The following is a 19,922-nucleotide window of genomic DNA, read 5'->3' on the forward strand; positions in this document are numbered from 1 at the left end:
GGCTGGCAGCGGCATGATCAAAGAGGTGTCGGGCAAGTTGGTGGCCCAGTTCGTCGCCAACCTGGAGGCCAGGCTCGCGGCCGACCAGCCGACCACGGCCGTGCCAGCCCCGGACGCGACCGTGCCATCCCCGGACGCGACCGTGCCATCCCCGGACGCGACCGTGCCATCCCCGGACGCGACCGTGCCATCCCCGGACGCGACCGTGCCATCCCCGGACGCGACCGTGCCGTCCCCGGCCGCGGGTGCCGAACCCGTCGCGCCCCCGGCCGTCACGCCGCCCGAGGCGCCGGCCGCCGCGTCCGCGACGGCCGTCGCCACCACGCCCAAGACCGCCGCCGTCGCGCCCTCGCCCATCGAGCCGTCGCCGATCGACCCGTCTCCCACCGACCCGTCGCCGATCGACCCGTCACCCACCGCGCCGTCGTCCGCCTCTCCGACGTCGGCATCGTCGCCGGTCTCGCCGTCGCTGCCGTCGACGTCCACCGTCGGGTCACCCGACGGCTCCGCACGAGTGGCGGCGGCTGCCGAGCCGGAGGCCCTCGACCTGCTCAGCATCGCCGGAGGTTCGATCACCAAGCGGCTCGTACCCGTCGTTGTCGGTCTCGTCGCCGTCGGCGCGGTGATCGCCTGGCTGGCCTCGCGCCGGTGAGCCCGGGCGTGCTGCGCGGGGTCGACCGGGCCGCGTTCGCGGTGGCGCTGGCCGGGCGGCTGCGACGAGCCGGCGTCCCGGCCGGGCTCACCGACGTCGAGGACTTCGTCCGGGCGCTCGCCGCCAGCCCACCCGACTCGATGTCGTCGCTCTACTGGACGGCCCGGATCTGCCTGGTCCGACGGCACAGCGACCTCGCCGCGTTCGACCGGGTCTTCGCCGCGATCTTCGCGGATCCCCCGCCGCTGCCCCGGCCGGCACGGTCCGCGTCCCCACCCGACGGTCACGACGACGTGTACGCGCGGGTGCCGGCCGACACCGACGACTCCGGGTCAGGCGGGGGGCTGCCGTGGGCGACGCTGCCGCCGGCCGTGGCGGAGACACCGACAGACGACACCGCGCTGCGGCTGCCCGAGCGGCGCCCCAGCGCCCTCACCGGGCTCTCCGACCGCCCGTTCGACGAACTCGACACCGCGCAGGTGGCACAACTCGGTGACGCCCTGCGCGCTGCCGTCGCCGGCTGGCCGACCCGGCGTACCCGGCGGTTCGCCGTCGGTGCGGCCGGTGCCCGGGTCGCGCTGCGGCCCACCATCGGCCGGGCCCGCCGCACCGGATGGGAACCCGTCGAGGTCGTCCGTGAGCGGCCGGTACGACGACCACGCCGGGTCGTGCTGCTCTGCGACGTCAGCGAGTCGATGCGGGCGCAGGCGACCGCGTACCTGCATCTGATGCGGGCGTTCGCGGTGGTCGCCGACGCGGAGGTCTTCGCGTTCGCGACGACTCTGACCCGGCTCACCGTGGTACTGCGACACACGTCGGCGGCCGAGGCGGTGGCGCAGGCCAGTGCCGCCGTGACCGACCGGTACGGGGGCACCCGGATCGCCACCAACCTGCGCTCCCTGCTCACCTCCCACCACGCGGACGCCGTGCGGGGCGCGGTGGTGGTCATCGGGTCGGACGGCTGGGACAGCGACCCGCCGGGCGAGCTGGCGGCCGTGATGGCCCGGCTGAGCCGCCGCGCGTACCGGATCGTCTGGTTGAATCCCCGCGCCGGCGCACCCGGCTTCGCCCCCCGGGTCGGCGGCATGGCCGCCGCTCTCCCCTACTGCGACCGGATGCTGCCCGCCGGCACCTTCGGGGATCTGCTGGTCGTCGCCCGTCAGCTCCAGAGCGTCACGTGCACCGACGGCCGGAAGTGGCCGACGCTGACGCCCGCGCCGCGCATCATCGCCTGAATCGCCCTCGGCGTCGACGAGAAGCGCGACAGCTCGTCGGCGGCGGACATCGCGTCGGGGGTGGCGAGCACCTGCGAGTGCCACACCGCCTCCATCGTCGCGTGCGGCCCCGCCACCTGCAGAAGATGCCCCTGGCGGACCTCCGGCGCGACGGTGAACGCGAGGGCCGGCGAGACGCCCTTGCCCCGCTTGGCCTCCCCCAGCGCCGCCGCGTGGCTCTGGAAGATCTGCTGCCGCTCGTCCGGCACGGCGAGGCGACGCAGCATCGCCGGCACCCCACCCAGGTCCGTGGTCGCGGACGGCCCGAGCAGCCAGGTCTGCTCCCGCAGCTGACCGGGGGACGCCGGCACACCGGCCAGCGGGTGGCCCGGGCCGACGACGAGCACGAGGCGGTAGTTCATCACCGGCCGGCTGGCGGTGGCGCTGTCCACCACCGGCGGTTGCGGGCCGATCGCGATGTCCACGGCGCGGGCCAGCAGCAGCGACCCGAAGGCACCCGGGCTGCAGACGCTCAGCTCAACGTCGAGGTCGGCAGCCCGCTTGGCGAAGAGCTCGATCAGGCCCGGCGCGGCGAACTCGGCGAACAGGCTCGACGCGGCGACCCGCAGCAGGCGTCGGCCACGCGTCGCGGCGCTCACCTCCCGGATCGTCCGGTCCTGGAGCCCCAGCAGCTCCGCCGCGCGACTGGCCAGCCGCAGCCCACCAGGGGTGAAGGCGAGGCCACCCGCCGTCCGGGAGAACAGTCTGTCGCCGAACTCCTTGCGCAACTGGGCGATGTGGAGCGACACGGCCGACTCGGAGACCTGAAGCTCCGCGGCGGCCTGCTTGACGGAGCCCAGCCGGACCACGGCGACGTACGCACGCAGCTGCGTCGGGGTCATCGGCGTCACCCTCTTCCCCGCCCGATCGCGTGGCCCGGCTCTCCGTCGAGACGAACCCCGATCATGCCCCGGCGACGTGTCCCACCGCCATCAGTGATTCACCCGACCGACGTGCTCGTCGTCGACGATGCGCGGGGGCACCGACCGACCGGGTCGCGGGCGCCGAAACAGCTTGTCCACGCGTCGGTGCGGGCCTATCGTCGTCAGGCGCCTTCCGGTGCGCAGGCAACGGCTACTTCCGCTCCGAACGGGGAGACGTGGGTTCGAATCCCACCGCCACCTCAGGTGGTGTCGACCAGCGGCCCAGGTCACCTTGGCCCGCAAGGGCCAGTCGCCGTCGCCGCCCTGATCTCGGAAGATGCACTCACGCCGCACGCCAGGTGCGACGGACACGGTTACTTCTTGGTGAAGGTCCCGCAAGGGACCCGCGGTTCGAGCCCGCTGCACCGTGTCCGATCTGGTCTCTGGCGCGCGGCGTGAGCACCTTCCTGCTTGCAAGATCGCAAAATCCGTTGCCTCGCTGTCGCCGCCATCGCTACGGTCGTGCCCGCACTTCCCGGTGCGCAGGCGACGGTTACATCTGGAGGGGTTTCGACCCCGGTGAAGGACCATCCGTCGCCGACCTGGAACTCGGGAAGCGCGACCACACCACACACCCGGTGCGCAGGCAACGGTTACTTCAGGGGTCCGCAGATGGAGGTTCGAGTCCTCCGCCGCCTTCGGGTGATTAGTTCAACGGACAGAACTACGGACCAGTCCGTGGCCGATCTTGATCTCGGGTGTGCGGTGAGGTGGCGTTTTCCGAGCTGATTGACGTGGGGGACGTCATGGCCAAGTTCAACATCAAGCTGCGCAAGGGCCGTCAGCAGCCGGTGACCGCCCAGGGCGCGCCCGGTTTCGCCCGTGAGCCGCGCGTCGAACTCTTCCTGCTCGGTGTCTCCACCATGGTCGGCGAGGACACCTTCTACGAGGGCGCAACGGACCGGGACGCTCGTTTCCGAGACCTGGTCGCCACCGTCGCCGTCGCCGATCCGGGCTGGTTCGCTCGCTTCGTGCCGTGGCTTCGCTCCGGTGCCATGCTGCGCTCGGCGTCCGTGGTGGCGGCTGTCGAGGGCGCTCGCGCCCAGGTCGCCGCCCAGATTCCGGGTTCGCGGGCAATCGTGGACGCCGCGTTGCAGCGTGCGGACGAGCCCGCAGAGGCTCTGGCGTACTGGCTCGCTCGCCATGGACGGGCGCTACCCAAGCCGGTGAAGCGGGGCATCGCCGACGCGGCGGTCCGGCTGTACACCGAGCGGAGTCTGCTCAAGTACGACTCCGTCGGCAGCCAGGTGCGCTACGGCGACGTCATCGACCTGACGCACCCCACCGCGAAGGACGAGCGGCAGGGCGACCTGTTCCGGCACGCGCTCGATCGACGACACCGGCGCGACACTCCGCTGCCGGCGTCACTCGGGATGCTGGCGGCACGGGACGCACTCATGGCGGTGCCCGTCGAGCAGCGCAGGGAGGTCACCGATCCGGCGGTGCTGGGCGCGGCCGGCATGACGTGGGAGGCCCTGGCCGGCTGGCGACAGAGCGCGATGGACGCCTCGGCATGGGAGTCCGTCATCCCGACCATGGGCTATCTGGCGTTGCTGCGCAACCTGCGCAACTTCGACCAGGTCGGGGTCAGCGACAGCGTGGCGGAGACGGTGGCGGCCAAGCTCTCCGATCCGGGCCAGGTTGCCGCCTCCCGGGTGCTGCCGATGCGCTTCCTGTCGGCGTACAACGCGGCACCGAGCCTGCGGTGGGCGTACCCGCTGGAGAAGGCCTTGCAGCATGCCCTGGCCAACGTGCCCGCCCTGAGCGGACGGACCCTCATCCTCATCGACACGTCAGGCTCGATGCGAAGCCCGTTCAGCAAGGACGGCACGCTGCTCTGCTGGGACGGCGCCACGGTGTTCGGCCTGGCGCTGGCCTCCCGGGCGCAGGCGGCCACGGTGGTGTCGTTCTCCAACGACAGTCGGGTGTTTCCGTCGTCGGCGGGCGAGTCGGTACTCGCGGCGGTACGGCGGTTCAAGGACGACGGCTACTTCTTCGGCATGGGCACCGACACCGAGAAGGCGGTGCGCAAGCACTACGACCGGCACGACCGGGTGGTCATCCTCACCGATGAGCAGGCCCATTGGCACAACGCGACGGACGTCGCCGCAGCGGTGCCCGCTGAGGTTCCCGTGTACACCTGGAACCTGGCCGGATACCGGGTTGGGCACACGCCGACCACAGCGAACCGGCACACCTTCGGCGGGTTGTCCGACGCCGCGTACGCGATGATCCCGCTCATCGAGGCTGGCACTCACGAGCGGTGGCCCTTCTGACCCACGCTGCGGGACACGCAGTACACGTCGCCGGAGTTGGCCAGGTGCGGCAGGTCGCGCAGGTGTGCCGCCACGTCGCTCGCGGGTAGCCACGTCTCGAAGGTCATCGACTTGTCGTCGCCCAGCGCGACGTCGAACCCGTCGAAGCCGAGCGCGGTGAGGCGGTCGAGACACCGGTAGGCGACCGGGCGCGCGATCGTGGTGAACTCGAACGACAGGGCGGGCAGGGGTCGGCTCAGGCCGGCCAGCACCTCGTCCTCGAAGCCCTCCACGTCGATCTTGGTGAAGGTCGGTACGCCGTACTCCTGGATCAGCGCGTCGACGGTGACCACCGGGACCTCGATGTCCGCGTCCCACACCTCGCCCTCCCAACCGCCCGCACCGTGCGCCGCCCGCACGAAGTCGGGCGAGGCGGTCGACACGGTGGGGTTGGCGGAGTTGACGTGCAACCGGGTGCTCCCGGCGGCCGCCCCACATGCCCCTTCGACCAGCGTCACCTGGTCGTCGTCGGCGTAGATCGCCCGCAGGGCACGCAGGCACAACGGTTGCGGCTCCACGGCGACGACCCGGGCGCCGAGGCGACGGAAGCTGCCGATGTGGTCACCCACGTGGGAGCCGATGTCGAAGACGAGGTCCCCCGCCGCGACGAACCGGGAGTAGAACGCGTCCATCCTCGCGTCCCGTTGCGGGTCGCCGTAGTAGACATCCAGCGACCGGTGCAGGAGGGACATGGCCGGATCGGTGCGGAGCGCCGCGATCCTGGCCTCGGTGGTAGCCGTCATCTGTCTGCCGTCCAGTCGGTGAGGGGGGTTACGGCCCGAAGGCGGTCAGGAAGCGGTCCCGGAAGGTGTCCATCCGCCAGACCGGCGCCCGTGGCCCGGGCTTGAGCCCGTCCTGCCAGCCCCACCCGGAGATCCGGTCCAGGACGGCCCGGTCCCGGGTGATGATCGTGATCGGGACGTCGCGGCTGGCGTTCTCACCGGTGACGACCGTGGCCGGCTGGTGGTCGCCGAGGAAGATGAACACGAGATCGTCGTCGCCGTAGGTCTGCACGTAGGAAATGAGCGTGCTCAGCGTGTACTGGATGGACTGCCGGTAGTCCGCCCGGATCTGGCCGGTGGTGCGCCGCCGCTCGTCCTCATCGCCAGCGGTGCCACGGTAGATCGCCCCGTCGCCGACGGTGGCCCAGTCGACCAGCCGCGGCACGGGCGTCCACGGCGCGTGGCTCGACACCAGCGCGATCTCCGTCATCACCGGGCCGTCCTGTTTCGCCTGCTCCAGGCGCTGCCAGCTGGAGAGCGTGTACTGGTCGGGCATCGTGCCGAAGCTGAACTTCGGGCCGCGGTACCCGAGCGCCTTGGCATCGTAGAACCGCTGGTAGCCGAAGAAGGCGCCCTCCGGCCACGCCCGGCTGACGGCGGGCATCACGCCGACGGTCTGCCAGTTGGCCCGTCGGAAGGCGCCGTTGAGGGTCATCCGGTCACTCGCCAGCAGGGTGCGGTGCCGCTGGTCGTTGTCGATCCACAGGCCGGAGAGCAACGTGTCGTGCGCGAGCCAGCTGCCACCGCCGAACGTCGGCGAGGTGAGGAAGCCGGACTGCGCGGCGAATCCCGCCGCCTGCAACCGGCTGGTGCCGCCGTCGAGGACCGCGCCGACCTGCGGGGCGAACTCAGGGTCCTCGACGGCGTCGCGGCCGTAGCTTTCCACGAAGGAGATGACCACGTCCTTGCCCCGCAGCGCGGTCAGCAGCTGGTCGCCCGGGGTGTCGGCGAACCGGTCGGCCTCGATCTGGGTGGAGAACGTCTTCCGGTCGTCGAGACGCAGGCGCACCTGGAACCCGTGGCCGTTGGCCAGGGTGGTCGCGGACGTGTCGGCAACCGGTACGGCCGGCACCACCCGCACGTCGAACGCCGCACAGGCCACCCAGACGACCACCAGCGCCGCCACGATCCGGGTGGTCGCGGTGCGGTGCCCGATCACCAGCCGACGCAGTCGCCGCACCGACAGCGTGACCAGGACGGGCAGGCCCACGGCCACCACCGCCAGGGCGATCGCGGCGCCGATGGCGGCGGGCCGGCCGTACGACTCGCTGAGGAAGGCGAACGCCTCGTCGAGCAGGGCCCAGTCGAGGACGAGGTCGAACGCCCGGCTGAGCGCGGCGGAGAACCCCAGGTCGAGCAGCTTGAGCAGGCCGAGCAGACCGAGGGCCACGCCGGTGAGCGTCGCGACCAGCCTGCTCCCGCGCGACGGCAACGCGAGCAGGAGGGCCACGACCAGCAGCGCCTCCAGGGGGATCCGCACGAACGCCGCCGGGGTGAGGCGACCGAAGTCGTACGGCGCGGTGAGCACGAGCAGCACCAGCAGCGCGGCCAGGACGGTCGCCAGTCGGGCCGGGATGGAGCGCTTCGGCCGGCCCTCACCTGGGGTGCTGTCGTCGGCGGTAACGCCGGGGAGTTCGCCCCTCATCGCCTTCCGTCCCTGGCTCGGCAGCTCACGTACTCGTGTCAAGAGCGACAACCGGGGATCCTTCCATGATCACTGACGGGTGCGGCGTGCGGGCGGCTCAGACGCGGGCGATCCCGCTGCGGGCGACCGTCACCGTCGGGCGCTCCTGCCAGGGCAGCCCATCCGCCATCCCCGCGCACGACCCGCCCAGAGCAGGGCCGGCGCTGTGGGTGCTGTGGGTGAGCTGGCTGCTCGCGTGGTCCACCGTGGCCGGTGGGTCGTAGCTGGGGGTTCGGCGGAGGTGACGGGTCAGCCACAGCCACGTGACATCGCGCCCGAACGACTCGATCAGCAGCGCCAGGGACACCACCAGGACGGCAGTCGTCAGGGGCCCGGGCAGCGCGTCACCCATCGCCACCGTCAGCACCACGCCCTGGATGGCCGCGACGACCTTGCGCCAGTAGCGCGGCGGCAGCGACCCGCGCATCCATCCCAGCACCCAGCTCGCGGCGACGAAGACGTAGCGCATCGCGCCGATCGCGATCACCCAGCCGCCGGCCGAGGGGGCCACGTGGAGACAGAGCACCAGCACCAGGAAAGAGTCGATCTCCATGTCGAAGCGCGCGCCGAGCTCGCTGGTCGTCCCGGTGCGTCGGGCCGTGTAACCGTCCACCGCGTCGAGGGCCAGCGCCACGGTGGTGAGAGCGACCATCAACGCCACCGGCGCCGGTCGGGTGAACGACTCCGCTGCCAGGGCCGTCACGCCGCCGACGAGGATCGCCCGGCTCAGCGTCACGCGATCGGCCGGGCTCAGACCAGGCGCGGCAGAGCGGGACATCCCCCGGCTGAGCAGGACGCACAGGCCAACCCCGTAGGCCAGCCCCGCCAACCATCCCGCCGGACCCAGACCGACTGTTCCCGCGAGCACCGCCAGCACGGCGGTCTGCACGATCAGTCCGATGAGCGGACCAGTTCGAACCGTTGACATCGTGCCTCCGCGAATCTGGTGTGTGACCTCACCGTGAACACGGAAAATATGACCGATCGGTTCATTCTGAAACGTAAACCGCCAGGCTGGACGCGGAGGCCTCGGCCCGGGTGTGCCGGCCGGCACCACGGACGCGACGGGGGTCAGCCGGCCGCGGGCGCGACGAGGGCGCGCAGCGTGGCGCTGGTCACCGGGTCGGCGGGAAAGAAGGCCTCGACGGCCAGCCCGGCGACGGTGACGTCCAGCGGGGTGCCGAAGAGGGTGGTCGTGCTGATGAAGGACAACTGCCGGTCCCCGTGGCGGTACCGCAGTGGGATGGCGACCCGCGACAGGTCATCGCTGCCGGGTGCCACGACGTCGTCGCCGCCGGGATAGCCGCGAAGCTCTTCGAGCAGGTCGGACAGGACCGGGTCGTTGGTCGTCACGGCCTGCTGGCGCAACCGTGCGAGCAGGTGGGCCCGCCACTCGGTGAGGTTGAGGATTCGCGGGGCCATGCCGTCGGGGTGCAGGCTGAGCCGCAGCACGTTGACCGGTGGGGTGAGCAGGTGAGGTTTCGCGTCACCGGTGAACAGCGCGACGGCGGGGTTGGCCTCGACGAGGTGCCAGTGCTGGTCGACGAGCACCGCCGGGTACGGGCTGTGCCCGTCGAGAATCTGCCGTACGGCGGCCCGGAACGGGGCCAGTTCCGGATCGGTCAGCTCGTGGCGGGGGTAGGCGGGGGCGTAACCGCCGGCCAGCAGCATCGTGTTGCGCTCGGCCAGCGGCAGGTCGAGCCGCTCCGCCAGCCGCAGGATCAGATCCGGGCTCGGCCGGGACCGCCCGGTCTCCACGAAACTGAGATGCCGGGCCGACACGCCCGCCTCGATCGACAGGTCGAGCTGGCTCATCCCGCGCGTTCGACGCCAGTCGCGCAGCAGCTCCCCCACCGGTCGGCCCGGGCTGGTCCTGGTCGTCACCCCTTCGACCCTAGTGACCACACCGGGGTACGCCCCATTACCTGCGACGTAATCGACAGGGCGCACCAGTGCTCGCGACCATGTTCACGGAAGGCGTCCCCAACGATCGGAGAGTTCGTGACCGCGTACGCGCTTGCTCATCTGCGCAGGGCACCCGTCCATGCCGAGGTGCTCGAATATCTGGAGCGCATCGATGCCACCCTGGCGCCCTTCGGTGGCCGGTTCATCGTCCACGGTGGGCCCGTCGAGGTGCTGGAGGGCAGTTGGCCGGGCGACCTGGTCGTCATCGAGTTTCCCGACTCGGCCAGGGCCCGCTCCTGGTACGACTCCGATGCGTACCAGGAGATCAAGCCCTTGCGGACGCGCCACCTGGCTGGCGACGCGATCCTCGTCGAGGGGGTCGACGCCGACCACAGCGCGGTGGAGATGGCTGCCGCGATCCGGCGGGCCGCTGGCTCCTAGGGTCGGGATCAGGGCAACGGCTGGGTGAGCACCTCGGCGCCGTCGTCGGTGATGGCGATCGTGTGCTCGCTGTGCGCCGTCCGGCAGCCGGTCGCACTGCGCAGCGTCCAGCCATCGGCGTCGGTGACGAGCTGGGCGGTGTCCGCCATCACCCATGGTTCCAGCGCCAGCAGCAGGCCCGGGCGCAGCCGGTACCCGCGACCGGGCCTTCCGGTGTTGGAGATGTGCGGGTCCTGGTGCATGGTCGAGCCGACGCCGTGTCCGCCGAACTCCGTGTTGACCGAGTATCCCGCCGCGGTGAGGACCGAGCCGATGGCATGGGAGAGGTCACCGATGCGAGCGCCCGGGCCGGCCGCGGCGATCCCCGCCCTCAGTGCGCGCTCGGTCGCGTCGATCAGCGCGACACTCTCCGGGGGCTGTACGTCGCCCACGACGAAGCTGATGGCGGAGTCGGCGACGACGCCGCCCAGGGAGACGGCGAGGTCGAGCGACAGCAGGTCGCCGTCGGCGAGGGTGTAGTCGTGCGGCAGGCCGTGCAGCACGGCGTCGTTGACCGACGTGCAGATGTAGTGGCCGAACGGCCCGCGCCCGAAGGACGGCTCATAGTCGACGTAGCAGGACTGCGCCCCGGCCTCCATGATCATGCTGCGTGCCCACGCGTCGATCTCCAGGAGGTTCGTGCCGACCGCGCTGCGGCTCTTCAGCGTTCGCAGGATGTCGGCGACCAGGGCACCGGAATCCTTCGCTCGCAGCAGGTCGGTGGGGGTCAGGATCTCGATCATGCAGCGCCTTCCCTCGCACTTCCAATAACTATCCCGGCCATATTATCCCGGTACTAGAATCGGGCCATGGTCAGGTTGCCGCTCACTCCCGAAGAGGTCGAACGCGGACAAAGGCTCGGCGCCCTCCTGCGTCGAGCCCGGGGGGAGCGCTCGATGCTCCTTACCGCACTGGAGGCGGGTCTCTCACCGGAAACCCTCCGGAAGATCGAGTCCGGCCGCATCGCCACCCCCGCCTTCCCGACCATCGCCGCCATCGCCGACGTCCTCGGCCTCTCCCTGGACGCGGTGTGGTCGGAGATCAACCACTCCGGCGACGGGGCCGGGTTGGCGGGATCAGGTCACGACACGATCGAGCGGCTGGCCTCCTAAGGGTCCGACTCCGGCGACGGCGGGCACCACAAGGAGCTGGCCCCGGTCGGCGAGCGACCGGGACCAGCGGGAGACGCGCTCAGGAGGCGGCGATGCCCTCCATGCCGATGCCGTCGGCGAACTTCGGCAGGCCCTCCACTGTGGTGACGAGCCTCAGCGAGCCGTCCTTGTTCACCTCGTAGCCCTGCACGTTGCCGGCGGTGGCGTTCTGCACGTACAGGAAACCGTCGCTGGCGGTCATGTCGATCGACCCGCCGTTGGTGTCGGCGGCGACGTTCTTGACCAGTTCGAGCTTGCCGTCGTCGTTGACCCGGTAGGAGCTGATGGTGGAGCTGCCGGCGTTGGCGGCGAAGAAGTAGTCGCCGACGCGCTGGATCCAGCACGTCGCCTGCTGACCGTTGGGCACCGACGGCCCGATCTGGTCGAGGCCGCCGTCGTCCTCCAGCTCGAACCGGCTGACCGCGTTGGCACCCGACTCGGTGACCAGCAGCGTGTCGTCGGTGTCGAAGGTGAAGCCGAACGGGGCGTTGCCCGCGTCGCTGATCACCGGGTTGCGGGCCAGCTCGCCGTGGCGACCGATCTCGTAGCTGAACATGACGTTGTTGGCCTTGGTCGACACCAGGACGAACTCGCTGTCCGGGTCGATCTTGATCTGCGCCGGGGCGGTGCCGAACGCGGGCGGGTTGCCGTTGTGCAGCCCGAGCGAGCGGTTGGCGTCCTCGATCCGGGACAGGCGGCCCTTGTGCAGCTCGAAGCCCTGCACCGACCCCTCCCCACCGGCGTTGAGGACGTAGACGAGGTCGCCCCGGGCCGCGACGCTGACCGGCAGCAGGCCTCCGGACCAGATGACCTGGAGCTTGTGCAGCCTGGTGCCCTCGACACCGAAGACCGTCACGGTGTTGCTGCCGGCGTTCACGGCGAAGAGCAGCCCCTTGTGGTAGGTCAGCGACCCCTGCGAGGCCAGCGCGTCGAGCGGCGCGCCGATGGTGAACCCGCCCAGGCCGCCGGTCTCGTACTCCCCCGCCTTGGTGAGACGGCCGTCCTCGTCGCGGTCGTACACCTTGATGGTGTTGCCCTCGGCCTTGTTGGTCTGGACGAAGACCGCGCCCTCGTCGCCGTGGTGGTGCTCACCCCCCTTGCGGTCGTCGTGGTATCCAGGGCCGCCACCGTCGGCGAAGGCGGTCCCAGGGATCGATCCGACGCTGGTCAGACCCGCCAGGAGGGCTGCCGCGAGGGCCACGCTGCGCTTCATCATTGGGCTCCTTACGCACACGAAGGGAGGAATACGAGTTTTCCTCTGCTTCGAAAGCTATCGGAGGATGTAGTCGCTCTCGGCACACTTACCCTAAAGCGGTAACTTCGCGCCCTTCCATCGAACGCGCAGACGTACGTCCGGAAATGGGATAGGACATCGGCGGGCCTACCGGCCGTCTACGGCAGGAACTCAGCCGTCAGGTCGATCAGTGCGCGGGCGGCAGCGCCGACCGGGCGATCCACCGGGATCGCCAGCGAGAGCGTCCAGTCCAGGTCGGCGTCGGTGACGGTCAGAGTGCTCACGCCGTCGGCGTCAGCGACGACGAAGCGCGGCAGCAACGCGATGCCGAGCCCGTGACGGATGTGGTCGGCGCCGGTGGCGATGTCCGGGATCTCGATCGTCACGCGCCGGGACAGGCCGGCGGTGGCGAACGCCCGGTCGGTCACCGCCCGGTTGCCGTAGCCGACCGGAGAGTCGATGAAGTCCAGCCCGGCGAGTTCGCCCAGCGTCACCGACGTCCGGCTGGCAAGCGGATGGTCGTCCGGCACGGCGAGGTCGATCACCGAGCGGGCCAACTCGGTGAGGTGGATGTCGGTGGGGGCAGCGCCCGGAAGCGAGACGAACGCGAGGTCGAGCCGGCGCTCGGCGAGCGCGTCGATGAGCCCCTGCGAGCCCGACGGCGCGGCGCTCGTCTGGAGCAGCACGCCGGGGTGCCGGCGGTGGAACTCGCCGAGCAGGGCCGGCAGGTGCAGGAGCCTGATCGAGGTCATCGTGCCGATGCGCACCGTGCCGCGCAGGCCACCGCGCACCTCGGCGACCGCGTCGCGGGCGTCGCGGGCCGCGTCCAGGGCGACCCGGGCGCGCGGCAGCAGCGCGGCGCCGGCGTCGGTGAGGAGTACGCGTTTGGAGTTCCGGTCGAGCAGGGAGGCGCCCAGTTCCCGTTCCAGGGTCTTGACCGCCGCGGAGACGGCGGACTGCACGACGTGCAGTCGGGCCGCGGCACGAGTGAAGTTCTGCTCCTCGGCCACCGCGACGAAGTATTCGAGTTGGCGGAGTTCCACGCCGCAAGTATCACTGATCGCGATCGTTGCCAGCGTCAACTTTCGTTGGACCTGATGCCTGGGCGGGGCAACAGTGAGGTCATGTCGTCGTCGACCCTGTCACCCCGCATCACCGCTCCCACCCGCACCGAGGGCTCGACCCACCGGCACGGCCGGGGCTTCTGGCTGATCTCCCTGGCGTTCCTGACCGCGATGGCGTTCTCCACCGTGCCGGCCCCGCTCTACCCGCTCTACATGGCGCGGGACGGCTTCTCCACGTTCATGGTCACCGTGGTCTTCGCGGCGTACGCGGTGGGCGTGGTGATCAGCCTGCTCCTGGCCGGGCACGTCTCCGACTGGGTTGGCCGCAAGAAGATCCTCATCCCGGCGCTGGCGTTGGAGGTGGTCGCCGCCGCGCTGTTCCTGAGCGACCCCACCCTGCCGGTGCTGCTGCTCGCCCGGCTGGTCACCGGCCTCGGCATCGGCATGGTCACCGCGACCGCCACCGCCTACCTGCACGAACTGCACACCGCACACCGACCCGGCGCGTCCCGCCAGCGCTTCGAGGTGGTCTCCACCGCCGCCAACATCGGCGGCCTCGGCATCGGCCCGTTGATCGCGGGGTTCCTGGCCCAGTACGTCGACGCGCCGCTGCGCACCCCGTACCTGGTGTTCGTCGTCCTGCTGCTGGCGAGCATCGCGGCCGTCGCGCTGACCCCGGAGACCGTCGAGGAGCGGCTGGTCCGGCCCACCTACCGGCCGCAGCGGATCAGCGCCGACCATGGCGACCAGGCCGGGTACGTGGCCGCGGCGGCCGCCGGGTTCGCGTCGTTCGCCGTGTTCGGCCTGTTCACCTCCGTGGCCCCCGGTTTCGTCGGCGGCGCCCTGCACCTGCCGTCGCGTCTGCTGGCCGGCGCGGTCGTGTTCGCCGTGTTCGGTGCGGCCGCCGTGGCGCAGACCCTCACCAACCGACTCCCCGCCCCGACGAAGGTGCGGCTCGGGCTGCTCGGCCAGGCCGTCGGCGTACCCACCCTGCTGTTCGGGATGCACACCGCCGACCTGACCGCGTTCCTGGTCGGCGGCGTGCTCGCCGGGGTCGGCGCCGGCGTGCTGCTCAAGGCCGCCATCGGCACGGTCGCCGCGATGGCCGCACCGGCCAGGCGGGGCGAGGCCCTGGCCGGGCTGTTCCTCATCTCGTACCTGGGGCTGAGCCTGCCGGCCGTCGGTATCGGGATCGCCACCCGCACCGTCAGCACCGTCACGGCGATGACCTGGTTCACCGGGCTGCTGCTGGTCATGCTCACCGGCGTCGCCGTGCTGTTCCGCCGCAGCACCGGAACCCGCCCCCGCACGCCCTCCCGGCGCGGGGCCTGAAGCTGCGCGGATCTTGGCCGATGCGATGGGTGTTGCGCTCCGGCTCGGCACGCTGGCGGAGATGGTGGCGTTCCCGGGCCACCGGGTGGGACGCTCGACGGGTGAGCAGTCGACACCTCGTCTGGCTTGGCTTGGCTATCGGGCTGCTCGCCGGTTGCTCCGAGCCGCCGTACCGATTCCCGGATCGAAGCGCGACTGACGTCCAGGCCGAGGAGGAACGTCTCGCGGCGCTCCTCCCCAGCGTGTTGCTCGGCGGCCCGGGCACCTGCAAGGTCCGCCTGCTCGGGCGGGACGCCTCGACCTCGTTCGCCTGGGCACACTGCGCCGCACTGGGCGCAGCGCCCGTCTCCGGCATCTCGACACCGGTACGGGTGGATGGCGACCGCGTCACACAGCCCGGCGACGGGAGTGAATACCCCCCGAGCGTGCGTCGGATGTTCCCGGAGCGGTTGGCAGAAGCTGTCCTCGACGATGACGGCAGTCTGCGCCCTTGAGCAACGCCGTCGGAGGATCAGGTCGGGTCGGCCAGCCACGGCGTGATGAGGGCCGGGTCGGCGACGAAGCTCTTGACCTGCGCACGCTCCGGCTCGGTCAGGGTCAGCGCCTGGAGGCGGGCGCCCCACTCGGGGACGCGCTCCGCCTTCTCCAACGCCACCGACAGCTCGATCAGGGCGGCCAGCGCCATCGCCTGCTCGACCACCGGCGCGTCGTCGGCACGCCGGCGCATGCCCGAGTCGAGCGCCCGGTAGGCCGCCCGGTCGTCCATCTTGAACTCGCGCAGGATCCGCGCGTTGTCGAGCACCCGCGCCAGGCCCTGCAACTCCGTCGACCCGCCGTACTCCAGATCCTTCGGCTCGTCGCGCTGGATGAAGACGATGCTGTTGCCCGACGGGTCGACGATGCTGAACCGCGACGCCCCGGCGCGGTAGCCGGCCATTGTGCCAGCGCTGGCGACGGTCCCCGGCGGATTCGCCTCCTACCCAGGGAGGAGGCCCCGCTCCGACCACCGGCCACAACCGGGGCTCGCGGTCGGACGCGGCCGGCGGGCGCGGTCACGACCATCTACAGACATGACAATCGATCTGCGCCGGGCGGCACGCTGGCACCGCCCACTGATGTTCCTCGTGTACGCGATGGCGGCGCTCGCCGTCGTCTGCGCGGTCGGCATCGTCGTCGACCCGCGCGTCCTGGTCGGTGCGCCGATCTGGCTGAAGCCGTTCAAGTTCGCGGTGTCCTTCGTGCTGTACGGCGTGACCCTCGCGTGGATGCTCTCGTTGCTGCCCCGTCGGAGCCGGCTCGCGGAGCGGATGGCCACCCTCCTCGTCGCCGTCGCCGTGGTCGAGAACGTGTTGATCGTCGGACAGGTGGTGCGGGGGCAGACCAGCCACTTCAACGACAGCACCCCGCTGAACACCGCCATCTTCGCGACGATGGGCGCGGCGATCGCCGTGCTGTTCGTCGCGCACCTCGTCATCGGGATCGTGGTGTTGATCCGGCGGATTCCCGACCTGGTGGCCCGCCGCGCGGTCGGTTGGGGTCTCGGACTGTCGTTGCTGGGCATGGTGGCGGCGGTGCCGATGGCACTGCCCGGTCAGGACCCGGGGATCGAGGGTGTCACCGGGGCGCACAGCGTGGGTGTGCCGGACGGCGGGGCGGGTCTGCCGCTGGTTGGATGGAGCACCATGGGTGGGGACCTGCGGATCGGGCACTTCGTGGGGTTGCACGCGCTCCAGGCGCTGCCGGTCCTGGCGATCCTGCTGAACCGGTTCGCGACGCGGCTGGACGAGCGCACCCGGGCACGGCTCGTGGTCGTGGCGGGCGCGGCGTACGGCGTACTCACGGTGATGTTGACCTGGCAGGCCCTGCGCGGGCAGGCCCTGCTGCGCCCGGATGCCGTCACCCTCGCCGCGGTCGCGGCCCTGGTGGTCGTGACGGCGACCGCCACCGCTCTGGTGCTGTCTCGCCGACGCCGCTCCGACCTGGCGCTGGCCGCGTGACCGCGACCCTGTTCACCCTGACGTTCGCGCTGGCCGCGCCGTTCTGGGCCATGATGATCCTGCTACCGCGCTGGTCCTGGACCGCCCGTGTCATCTCCTCGCCGTTGATCGTGCTGCCGGTGGTGGTGATCTACGCGCTGCTGGTGATCCCGGCGTTCGGCGACGTGCTGCCGGCCGTGACGTCGCCGACTCTGGCGGGCGTGCGCGACCTGCTCGGCACGTCCGACGGGGCGGCGGCGGGCTGGGCGCACATGATCGCGTTCGACCTGTTCGTCGGGCGCTGGGCGTGGTTGGACAGCCGCGAACGGGGGGTGCCGGCGCTGGTGATGGCTCCGGTGCTGCTGCTGACCATCCTGCTCGGCCCGCTCGGCCTGGCCGCCTACCTCGCGGTCCGCACCCGGTGGCGACGGCCGGCGGTCGCTGCCACCGGCCCGCAGCACCTAGGCTGAGCCGGTGCGCTGGCTGGGGCGGCTGTTCAACACGCGCGACACACTCGTGCGGCTGACGCTGCTCGACCTCGCCGGGGTGGGCTACCTGGTCTTCTGCACCCAGGCGGGGCGCCCGCCGACGGTGACACAGTGGATCCTCGCGGTGGGCGCGTTCGCCGCGGCGCTGCTGCTGCACCGTCGACCGGTCGCCAACATGGTGGTGCAGGCCGCGTTGCTGGCGGCGGCGATCGCCCTGCTCGACGACATCATGATCAATCATGTCGGTGCCAGCTGGGCGTTGATCGAGATCACCATCGGGGCGTACCGCGCCCGCACCATCGGGTTGTCCGCCGGGCTGCTGGCCGTGGTCGACCTGACCAGCACGATCGGCGCTCCGGCCGACCGGGTCGCGGCCGGCGTCGTCGGCCTGGCCCTGGAGGTCGGCATACCGTTGCTGCTCGGCCTGGTCATCCGGGCCAACTGGAATCTCGCCCGACAGGCCCAGGAACGCGCCGCCGCCGAGCAACGACAGCACGAGTCGGAGAACCGCGCGGCACGGGCCGACGAACGCAGCGCCATCGCCCGCGAGCTGCACGACGTCGTCGCGCACCACGTCGCGTCGATGGTGCTGCGCGTGGGCGTGGCCCGGCACGTGCTCAGCGACCTGGACCCCCGGGTCGGCGAGGTGTTCGACGACGTGCACGGCACGGGCACCGCGGCCCTGGCGGAGCTGCGCCGGCTGGTCGCGGTGCTGCGTGACCCCGAGGGGGTACGCGGCGACGCGGCGCTGACCGCGATCGAGCCCTCCGCGTTGCCGGCGGCGATCGGCGCGGCGATCGACCGGGCCCGTCAGGCCGGCATCACCGTGGAGGCCGACCTGGCCCCGGAGATCGGTTCGCTCGACGCGGTACGCGGCATGGCGGTGCTGCGGCTGACCCAGGAGGCCCTGACCAACGTGGCCAAACACGCCGGTACGTCCGCTGTGGCGCACCTCGTGGTCGCGGTCCGCGACGGCGTCGTGCACTGGGAGGTCGCCGACACCGGCCGCGGCGGCGTGTTGGGCGGCGGGCCGACCGGCGAGAGCGCGTTGGGCGGCGTGCCGACCGGCGGTGGGCACGGCATCACCGGAATGCGTGAGCGCGTCGAGGTCCTCGGTGGCCGGTTGGAGGCGGGCCCGTCCGGCACCGGTTGGCGGGTGCGCACTGCGCTCCCGGCCGTGGTCGCCGCCGCCGACCGGGCGCCGGTCCGGTCGGTGCCCGGCGAACGCGAGGCCCCGGCCGAAGCCCCCGCACCGGAGCCGGTGTGATCCGGGTGCTGCTGGTCGACGACCAGCACCTCATCCGGGCCGGGTTGCGGATGCTCTGTGCGGCCCAACCCGACATCGAGGTCGTCGGCGAGGCCGACAACGGCCGCGAGGCGATCACACTCGCCGCCCGGCTCCTCCCCGACGTGGTCGTCATGGACCTGCGCATGCCCGGCGTCGACGGGATCACCGCGACCAGCCGGATCCTCGCCGAACGCCCCGCCACCCGCATCCTGGTGCTGACCACGTTCGGCGACGACGACCACCTCTACCCTGCCCTGACCGCCGGCGCCTGCGGTTTCCTGCTCAAGGACGCGCCCCCGACCGAGCTGCTGGACGGCATCCGCCGGGCCGCCGTCGGTGACAGCCCGTTCAGCCCGGAGGTGCTGCGACGCCTCGTGCAGCGCGCGGTGCACGCCCGCCCCGAGACACCACGGCCGGCGCAGGGCCTGACCGCCCGCGAGCAGGAGGTGCTGAACCTGGTCGCCGAGGGCCTGTCCAACACCGAGATCGGCGAGCGCCTCCACATCGGCGTCACCACGGTCAAGACCCACATCACCAGCCTGATGACCAAGACCGACAGCCCCAACCGGGTACGCCTGGCCCTGTTCGCCCGAGGCGTCTGACGTCAGGTCCGCATCCGCAGGGACACGACGATGACGAGAACCAGCGGCACGATCAGCAGCGCCGGTGCGACGACCGGCAGGTGCAGGGCGACCAGTGCGCCGACGGCGGCACCGACCATGAGGGCCAGCAACACCTGAGCCTTGGGGCGCAGGCTGCCCCACGGGCTGCGGGCGGCGACGCCGGCGATCAGGCTGGTGAGCGTGCCGGTCAGGTACGTGGAGGACAGGCCGGGCACGCCGAATCGTTGGATCGCGCTGCTCTGCACGCCCAGCGCGACCGCCGACAGCATGAGCAGCGCGAGATGGACACGCGCGCCGGGCGCGTCGAGCGTGACCTCCCAGACGACGAGGAACACGACGAACACCAGCAGTTCCAGGACCAGCGCCCAGGTGACCCGCCGGGGCCAGACCGGGTCGCCCGGTCGTGCCGAGCCGACGACGCGGGCGCCCGCGAGGACGCCGACGATGAAGCTGACGATGGCGCAGCCCGACGTCAGGGCCAGCTCGGCGTCACCTCGGCCCGCCGAGAGTCCGAGGAGGACCATGTTGCCGGTCATGACGCTGGCGAAGGCGCCACCGAGAGAGAGGAACCCGATGGCGTCGGCACAGCCGGTCAGGAAGGTGAGGACGACGACGAGGGCGTGCCGTCGACGCAGGAGGCGCGGGTCCTGCTGAGCCGCGGGGCGGGGCTGGATGACGCTGGGCACTGTGCTCGACACTGTCGGCCACCCTCCAGGGATTGTTCTTCGTATACACTTTGTCCGGACATGTT

19 protein-coding genes, 1 tRNA gene and 2 pseudogenes are annotated in these 19,922 nt (G+C 71.4%); 12 read left to right on the plus strand and 10 right to left on the minus strand.

Annotation, left to right across the window (positions count from 1 at the left end):
- Together LADH09A_RS17025 and LADH09A_RS17030 are read left to right on the plus strand one after the other, a co-directional pair.
- Positions 1-652 (plus strand): annotated as a pseudogene (locus LADH09A_RS17025) (hypothetical protein); the annotation flags it as partial.
- The gene (locus LADH09A_RS17030; protein ID WP_238646259.1) at positions 649-1,887 is read left to right on the plus strand and encodes a vWA domain-containing protein; all 1,239 of its coding nucleotides are present in this window, start codon (positions 649-651) and stop codon (positions 1,885-1,887) included. The pseudogene LADH09A_RS17025 and the gene LADH09A_RS17030, both read left to right, overlap by 4 nt.
- Here the strand turns inward: LADH09A_RS17030 and LADH09A_RS17035 are convergent.
- Positions 1,812-2,768, minus strand: coding sequence for a LysR family transcriptional regulator (locus tag LADH09A_RS17035; protein WP_238646261.1), 957 nt, complete (start codon positions 2,766-2,768; stop codon positions 1,812-1,814). The genes LADH09A_RS17030 and LADH09A_RS17035 overlap by 76 nt on opposite strands.
- Before the next feature lie 216 nt (positions 2,769-2,984).
- Between LADH09A_RS17035 and LADH09A_RS17040 the strand changes: the two genes are divergently transcribed.
- Together LADH09A_RS17040 and LADH09A_RS31935 are read left to right on the plus strand one after the other, a co-directional pair.
- Positions 2,985-3,047 (plus strand) — tRNA-OTHER (locus LADH09A_RS17040).
- 536 nt (positions 3,048-3,583) lie between these two features.
- Positions 3,584-5,125, plus strand: a complete 1,542-nt coding sequence (locus tag LADH09A_RS31935; RefSeq protein ID WP_238646263.1) for a TROVE domain-containing protein — start codon at positions 3,584-3,586, stop codon at positions 5,123-5,125.
- Here LADH09A_RS31935 and LADH09A_RS17050 read toward each other — a convergent pair.
- The 4 genes and pseudogenes from LADH09A_RS17050 to LADH09A_RS17065 form a co-directional block, all read right to left on the minus strand.
- Positions 5,104-5,907, minus strand: coding sequence for an FkbM family methyltransferase (locus tag LADH09A_RS17050; protein ID WP_238646264.1), 804 nt, complete (start codon positions 5,905-5,907; stop codon positions 5,104-5,106). The two genes, LADH09A_RS31935 and LADH09A_RS17050, sit on opposite strands and share 22 nt — an antisense overlap.
- A gap of 28 nt (positions 5,908-5,935) precedes the next feature.
- Positions 5,936-7,591 carry a sulfatase-like hydrolase/transferase gene (locus LADH09A_RS32185; RefSeq protein ID WP_238646265.1) on the minus strand — a complete coding sequence of 552 codons (1,656 nt, stop codon included), beginning with the start codon at positions 7,589-7,591 and terminating at the stop codon, positions 5,936-5,938.
- 274 nt (positions 7,592-7,865) lie between these two features.
- Positions 7,866-8,558: pseudogene (locus LADH09A_RS32190) on the minus strand (CDP-alcohol phosphatidyltransferase family protein); the annotation flags it as partial.
- 143 nt (positions 8,559-8,701) lie between these two features.
- Positions 8,702-9,514, minus strand: coding sequence for a helix-turn-helix domain-containing protein (locus LADH09A_RS17065; RefSeq protein ID WP_308194594.1), 813 nt, complete (start codon positions 9,512-9,514; stop codon positions 8,702-8,704).
- Positions 9,515-9,631: 117 nt separating this feature from the next.
- On the opposite strand from LADH09A_RS17065, the gene LADH09A_RS31940 reads away from it, so the two are divergent.
- Positions 9,632-9,976 (plus strand): DUF1330 domain-containing protein, encoded by a 345-nt coding sequence (locus LADH09A_RS31940; RefSeq protein ID WP_238646267.1) that lies wholly within the window; start codon positions 9,632-9,634, stop codon positions 9,974-9,976.
- 8 nt (positions 9,977-9,984) lie between these two features.
- On the opposite strand, the gene map is transcribed toward LADH09A_RS31940, so the two are convergent.
- Positions 9,985-10,758, minus strand: coding sequence for a type I methionyl aminopeptidase (gene map, locus LADH09A_RS17075; protein WP_238646268.1), 774 nt, complete (start codon positions 10,756-10,758; stop codon positions 9,985-9,987).
- Between the two features lie 66 nt (positions 10,759-10,824).
- On the opposite strand from map, the gene LADH09A_RS17080 reads away from it, so the two are divergent.
- Entirely contained in the window at positions 10,825-11,127 is a 303-nt protein-coding gene (locus LADH09A_RS17080) for a helix-turn-helix domain-containing protein (protein ID WP_238646270.1), read from the plus strand.
- 79 nt (positions 11,128-11,206) lie between these two features.
- Here the strand turns inward: LADH09A_RS17080 and LADH09A_RS17085 are convergent, their stop codons facing one another.
- Both LADH09A_RS17085 and LADH09A_RS17090 read right to left on the minus strand, forming a co-directional pair.
- Positions 11,207-12,379, minus strand: a complete 1,173-nt coding sequence (locus LADH09A_RS17085; RefSeq protein ID WP_238646272.1) for a lactonase family protein — start codon at positions 12,377-12,379, stop codon at positions 11,207-11,209.
- A 179-nt stretch (positions 12,380-12,558) separates the two neighbouring features.
- Positions 12,559-13,443: a LysR family transcriptional regulator gene (locus LADH09A_RS17090; RefSeq protein WP_238646274.1), complete on the minus strand. Its 885-nt coding sequence runs from the start codon at positions 13,441-13,443 to the stop codon at positions 12,559-12,561.
- Positions 13,444-13,524: 81 nt separating this feature from the next.
- Here LADH09A_RS17090 and LADH09A_RS17095 point away from each other — a divergent pair, with 81 nt between their 5' ends.
- Both LADH09A_RS17095 and LADH09A_RS17100 read left to right on the plus strand, forming a co-directional pair.
- Entirely contained in the window at positions 13,525-14,796 is a 1,272-nt protein-coding gene (locus LADH09A_RS17095; protein ID WP_238646275.1) for an MFS transporter, read from the plus strand.
- A gap of 101 nt (positions 14,797-14,897) precedes the next feature.
- Entirely contained in the window at positions 14,898-15,290 is a 393-nt protein-coding gene (locus tag LADH09A_RS17100; protein WP_238646276.1) for a hypothetical protein, read from the plus strand.
- 17 nt (positions 15,291-15,307) lie between these two features.
- On the opposite strand, the gene LADH09A_RS17105 is transcribed toward LADH09A_RS17100, so the two are convergent.
- Positions 15,308-15,733 carry a DUF8817 family protein gene (locus LADH09A_RS17105; protein WP_238646279.1) on the minus strand — a complete coding sequence of 142 codons (426 nt, stop codon included), beginning with the start codon at positions 15,731-15,733 and terminating at the stop codon, positions 15,308-15,310.
- A 133-nt stretch (positions 15,734-15,866) separates the two neighbouring features.
- Between LADH09A_RS17105 and LADH09A_RS17110 the strand changes: the two genes are divergently transcribed.
- From LADH09A_RS17110 to LADH09A_RS17125, 4 genes are read left to right on the plus strand one after another with little or no spacing between them, the layout of a single operon-like run.
- The gene (locus tag LADH09A_RS17110; RefSeq protein ID WP_238646281.1) at positions 15,867-16,793 is read left to right on the plus strand and encodes a hypothetical protein; all 927 of its coding nucleotides are present in this window, start codon (positions 15,867-15,869) and stop codon (positions 16,791-16,793) included.
- Complete coding sequence (locus LADH09A_RS17115) at positions 16,790-17,242, plus strand: ABA4-like family protein (protein ID WP_238646283.1); 453 nt, start codon at positions 16,790-16,792, stop codon at positions 17,240-17,242. The genes LADH09A_RS17110 and LADH09A_RS17115 overlap by 4 nt, the downstream gene beginning before the upstream one ends.
- 4 nt (positions 17,243-17,246) lie before the next feature.
- Entirely contained in the window at positions 17,247-18,527 is a 1,281-nt protein-coding gene (locus tag LADH09A_RS17120; protein ID WP_238646284.1) for a sensor histidine kinase, read from the plus strand.
- Positions 18,524-19,150 (plus strand): response regulator transcription factor, encoded by a 627-nt coding sequence (locus LADH09A_RS17125; RefSeq protein WP_238646286.1) that lies wholly within the window; start codon positions 18,524-18,526, stop codon positions 19,148-19,150. The genes LADH09A_RS17120 and LADH09A_RS17125 overlap by 4 nt, the downstream gene beginning before the upstream one ends.
- 2 nt (positions 19,151-19,152) lie before the next feature.
- Here the strand turns inward: LADH09A_RS17125 and LADH09A_RS17130 are convergent, their stop codons facing one another.
- Positions 19,153-19,869, minus strand: coding sequence for a YoaK family protein (locus LADH09A_RS17130; protein ID WP_238646288.1), 717 nt, complete (start codon positions 19,867-19,869; stop codon positions 19,153-19,155).
- Positions 19,870-19,922: the final 53 nt, after the last annotated feature.

Origin of the sequence: Micromonospora cabrerizensis (assembly GCF_022230955.1) — a bacterium.
In the GTDB taxonomy this organism is placed as follows: Bacteria; Actinomycetota; Actinomycetes; order Mycobacteriales; family Micromonosporaceae; genus Micromonospora; species Micromonospora cabrerizensis.

Coding starts and splice junctions, on each gene's coding strand:
- LADH09A_RS17035 (WP_238646261.1), bottom strand. CDS start 2,768: ATGACCCCGACGCAGCTGCGTGCGTACGTCGCCGTGGTCCGGCTGGGC.
- LADH09A_RS17050 (WP_238646264.1), bottom strand. CDS start 5,907: ATGACGGCTACCACCGAGGCCAGGATCGCGGCGCTCCGCACCGATCCG.
- LADH09A_RS32185 (WP_238646265.1), bottom strand. CDS start 7,591: ATGAGGGGCGAACTCCCCGGCGTTACCGCCGACGACAGCACCCCAGGT.
- map (WP_238646268.1), bottom strand. CDS start 10,758: ATGATCGAGATCCTGACCCCCACCGACCTGCTGCGAGCGAAGGATTCC.
- LADH09A_RS17080 (WP_238646270.1), top strand. CDS start 10,825: ATGGTCAGGTTGCCGCTCACTCCCGAAGAGGTCGAACGCGGACAAAGG.
- LADH09A_RS17085 (WP_238646272.1), bottom strand. CDS start 12,379: ATGAAGCGCAGCGTGGCCCTCGCGGCAGCCCTCCTGGCGGGTCTGACC.
- LADH09A_RS17095 (WP_238646275.1), top strand. CDS start 13,525: ATGTCGTCGTCGACCCTGTCACCCCGCATCACCGCTCCCACCCGCACC.
- LADH09A_RS17105 (WP_238646279.1), bottom strand. CDS start 15,733: ATGGCCGGCTACCGCGCCGGGGCGTCGCGGTTCAGCATCGTCGACCCG.
- LADH09A_RS17110 (WP_238646281.1), top strand. CDS start 15,867: ATGACAATCGATCTGCGCCGGGCGGCACGCTGGCACCGCCCACTGATG.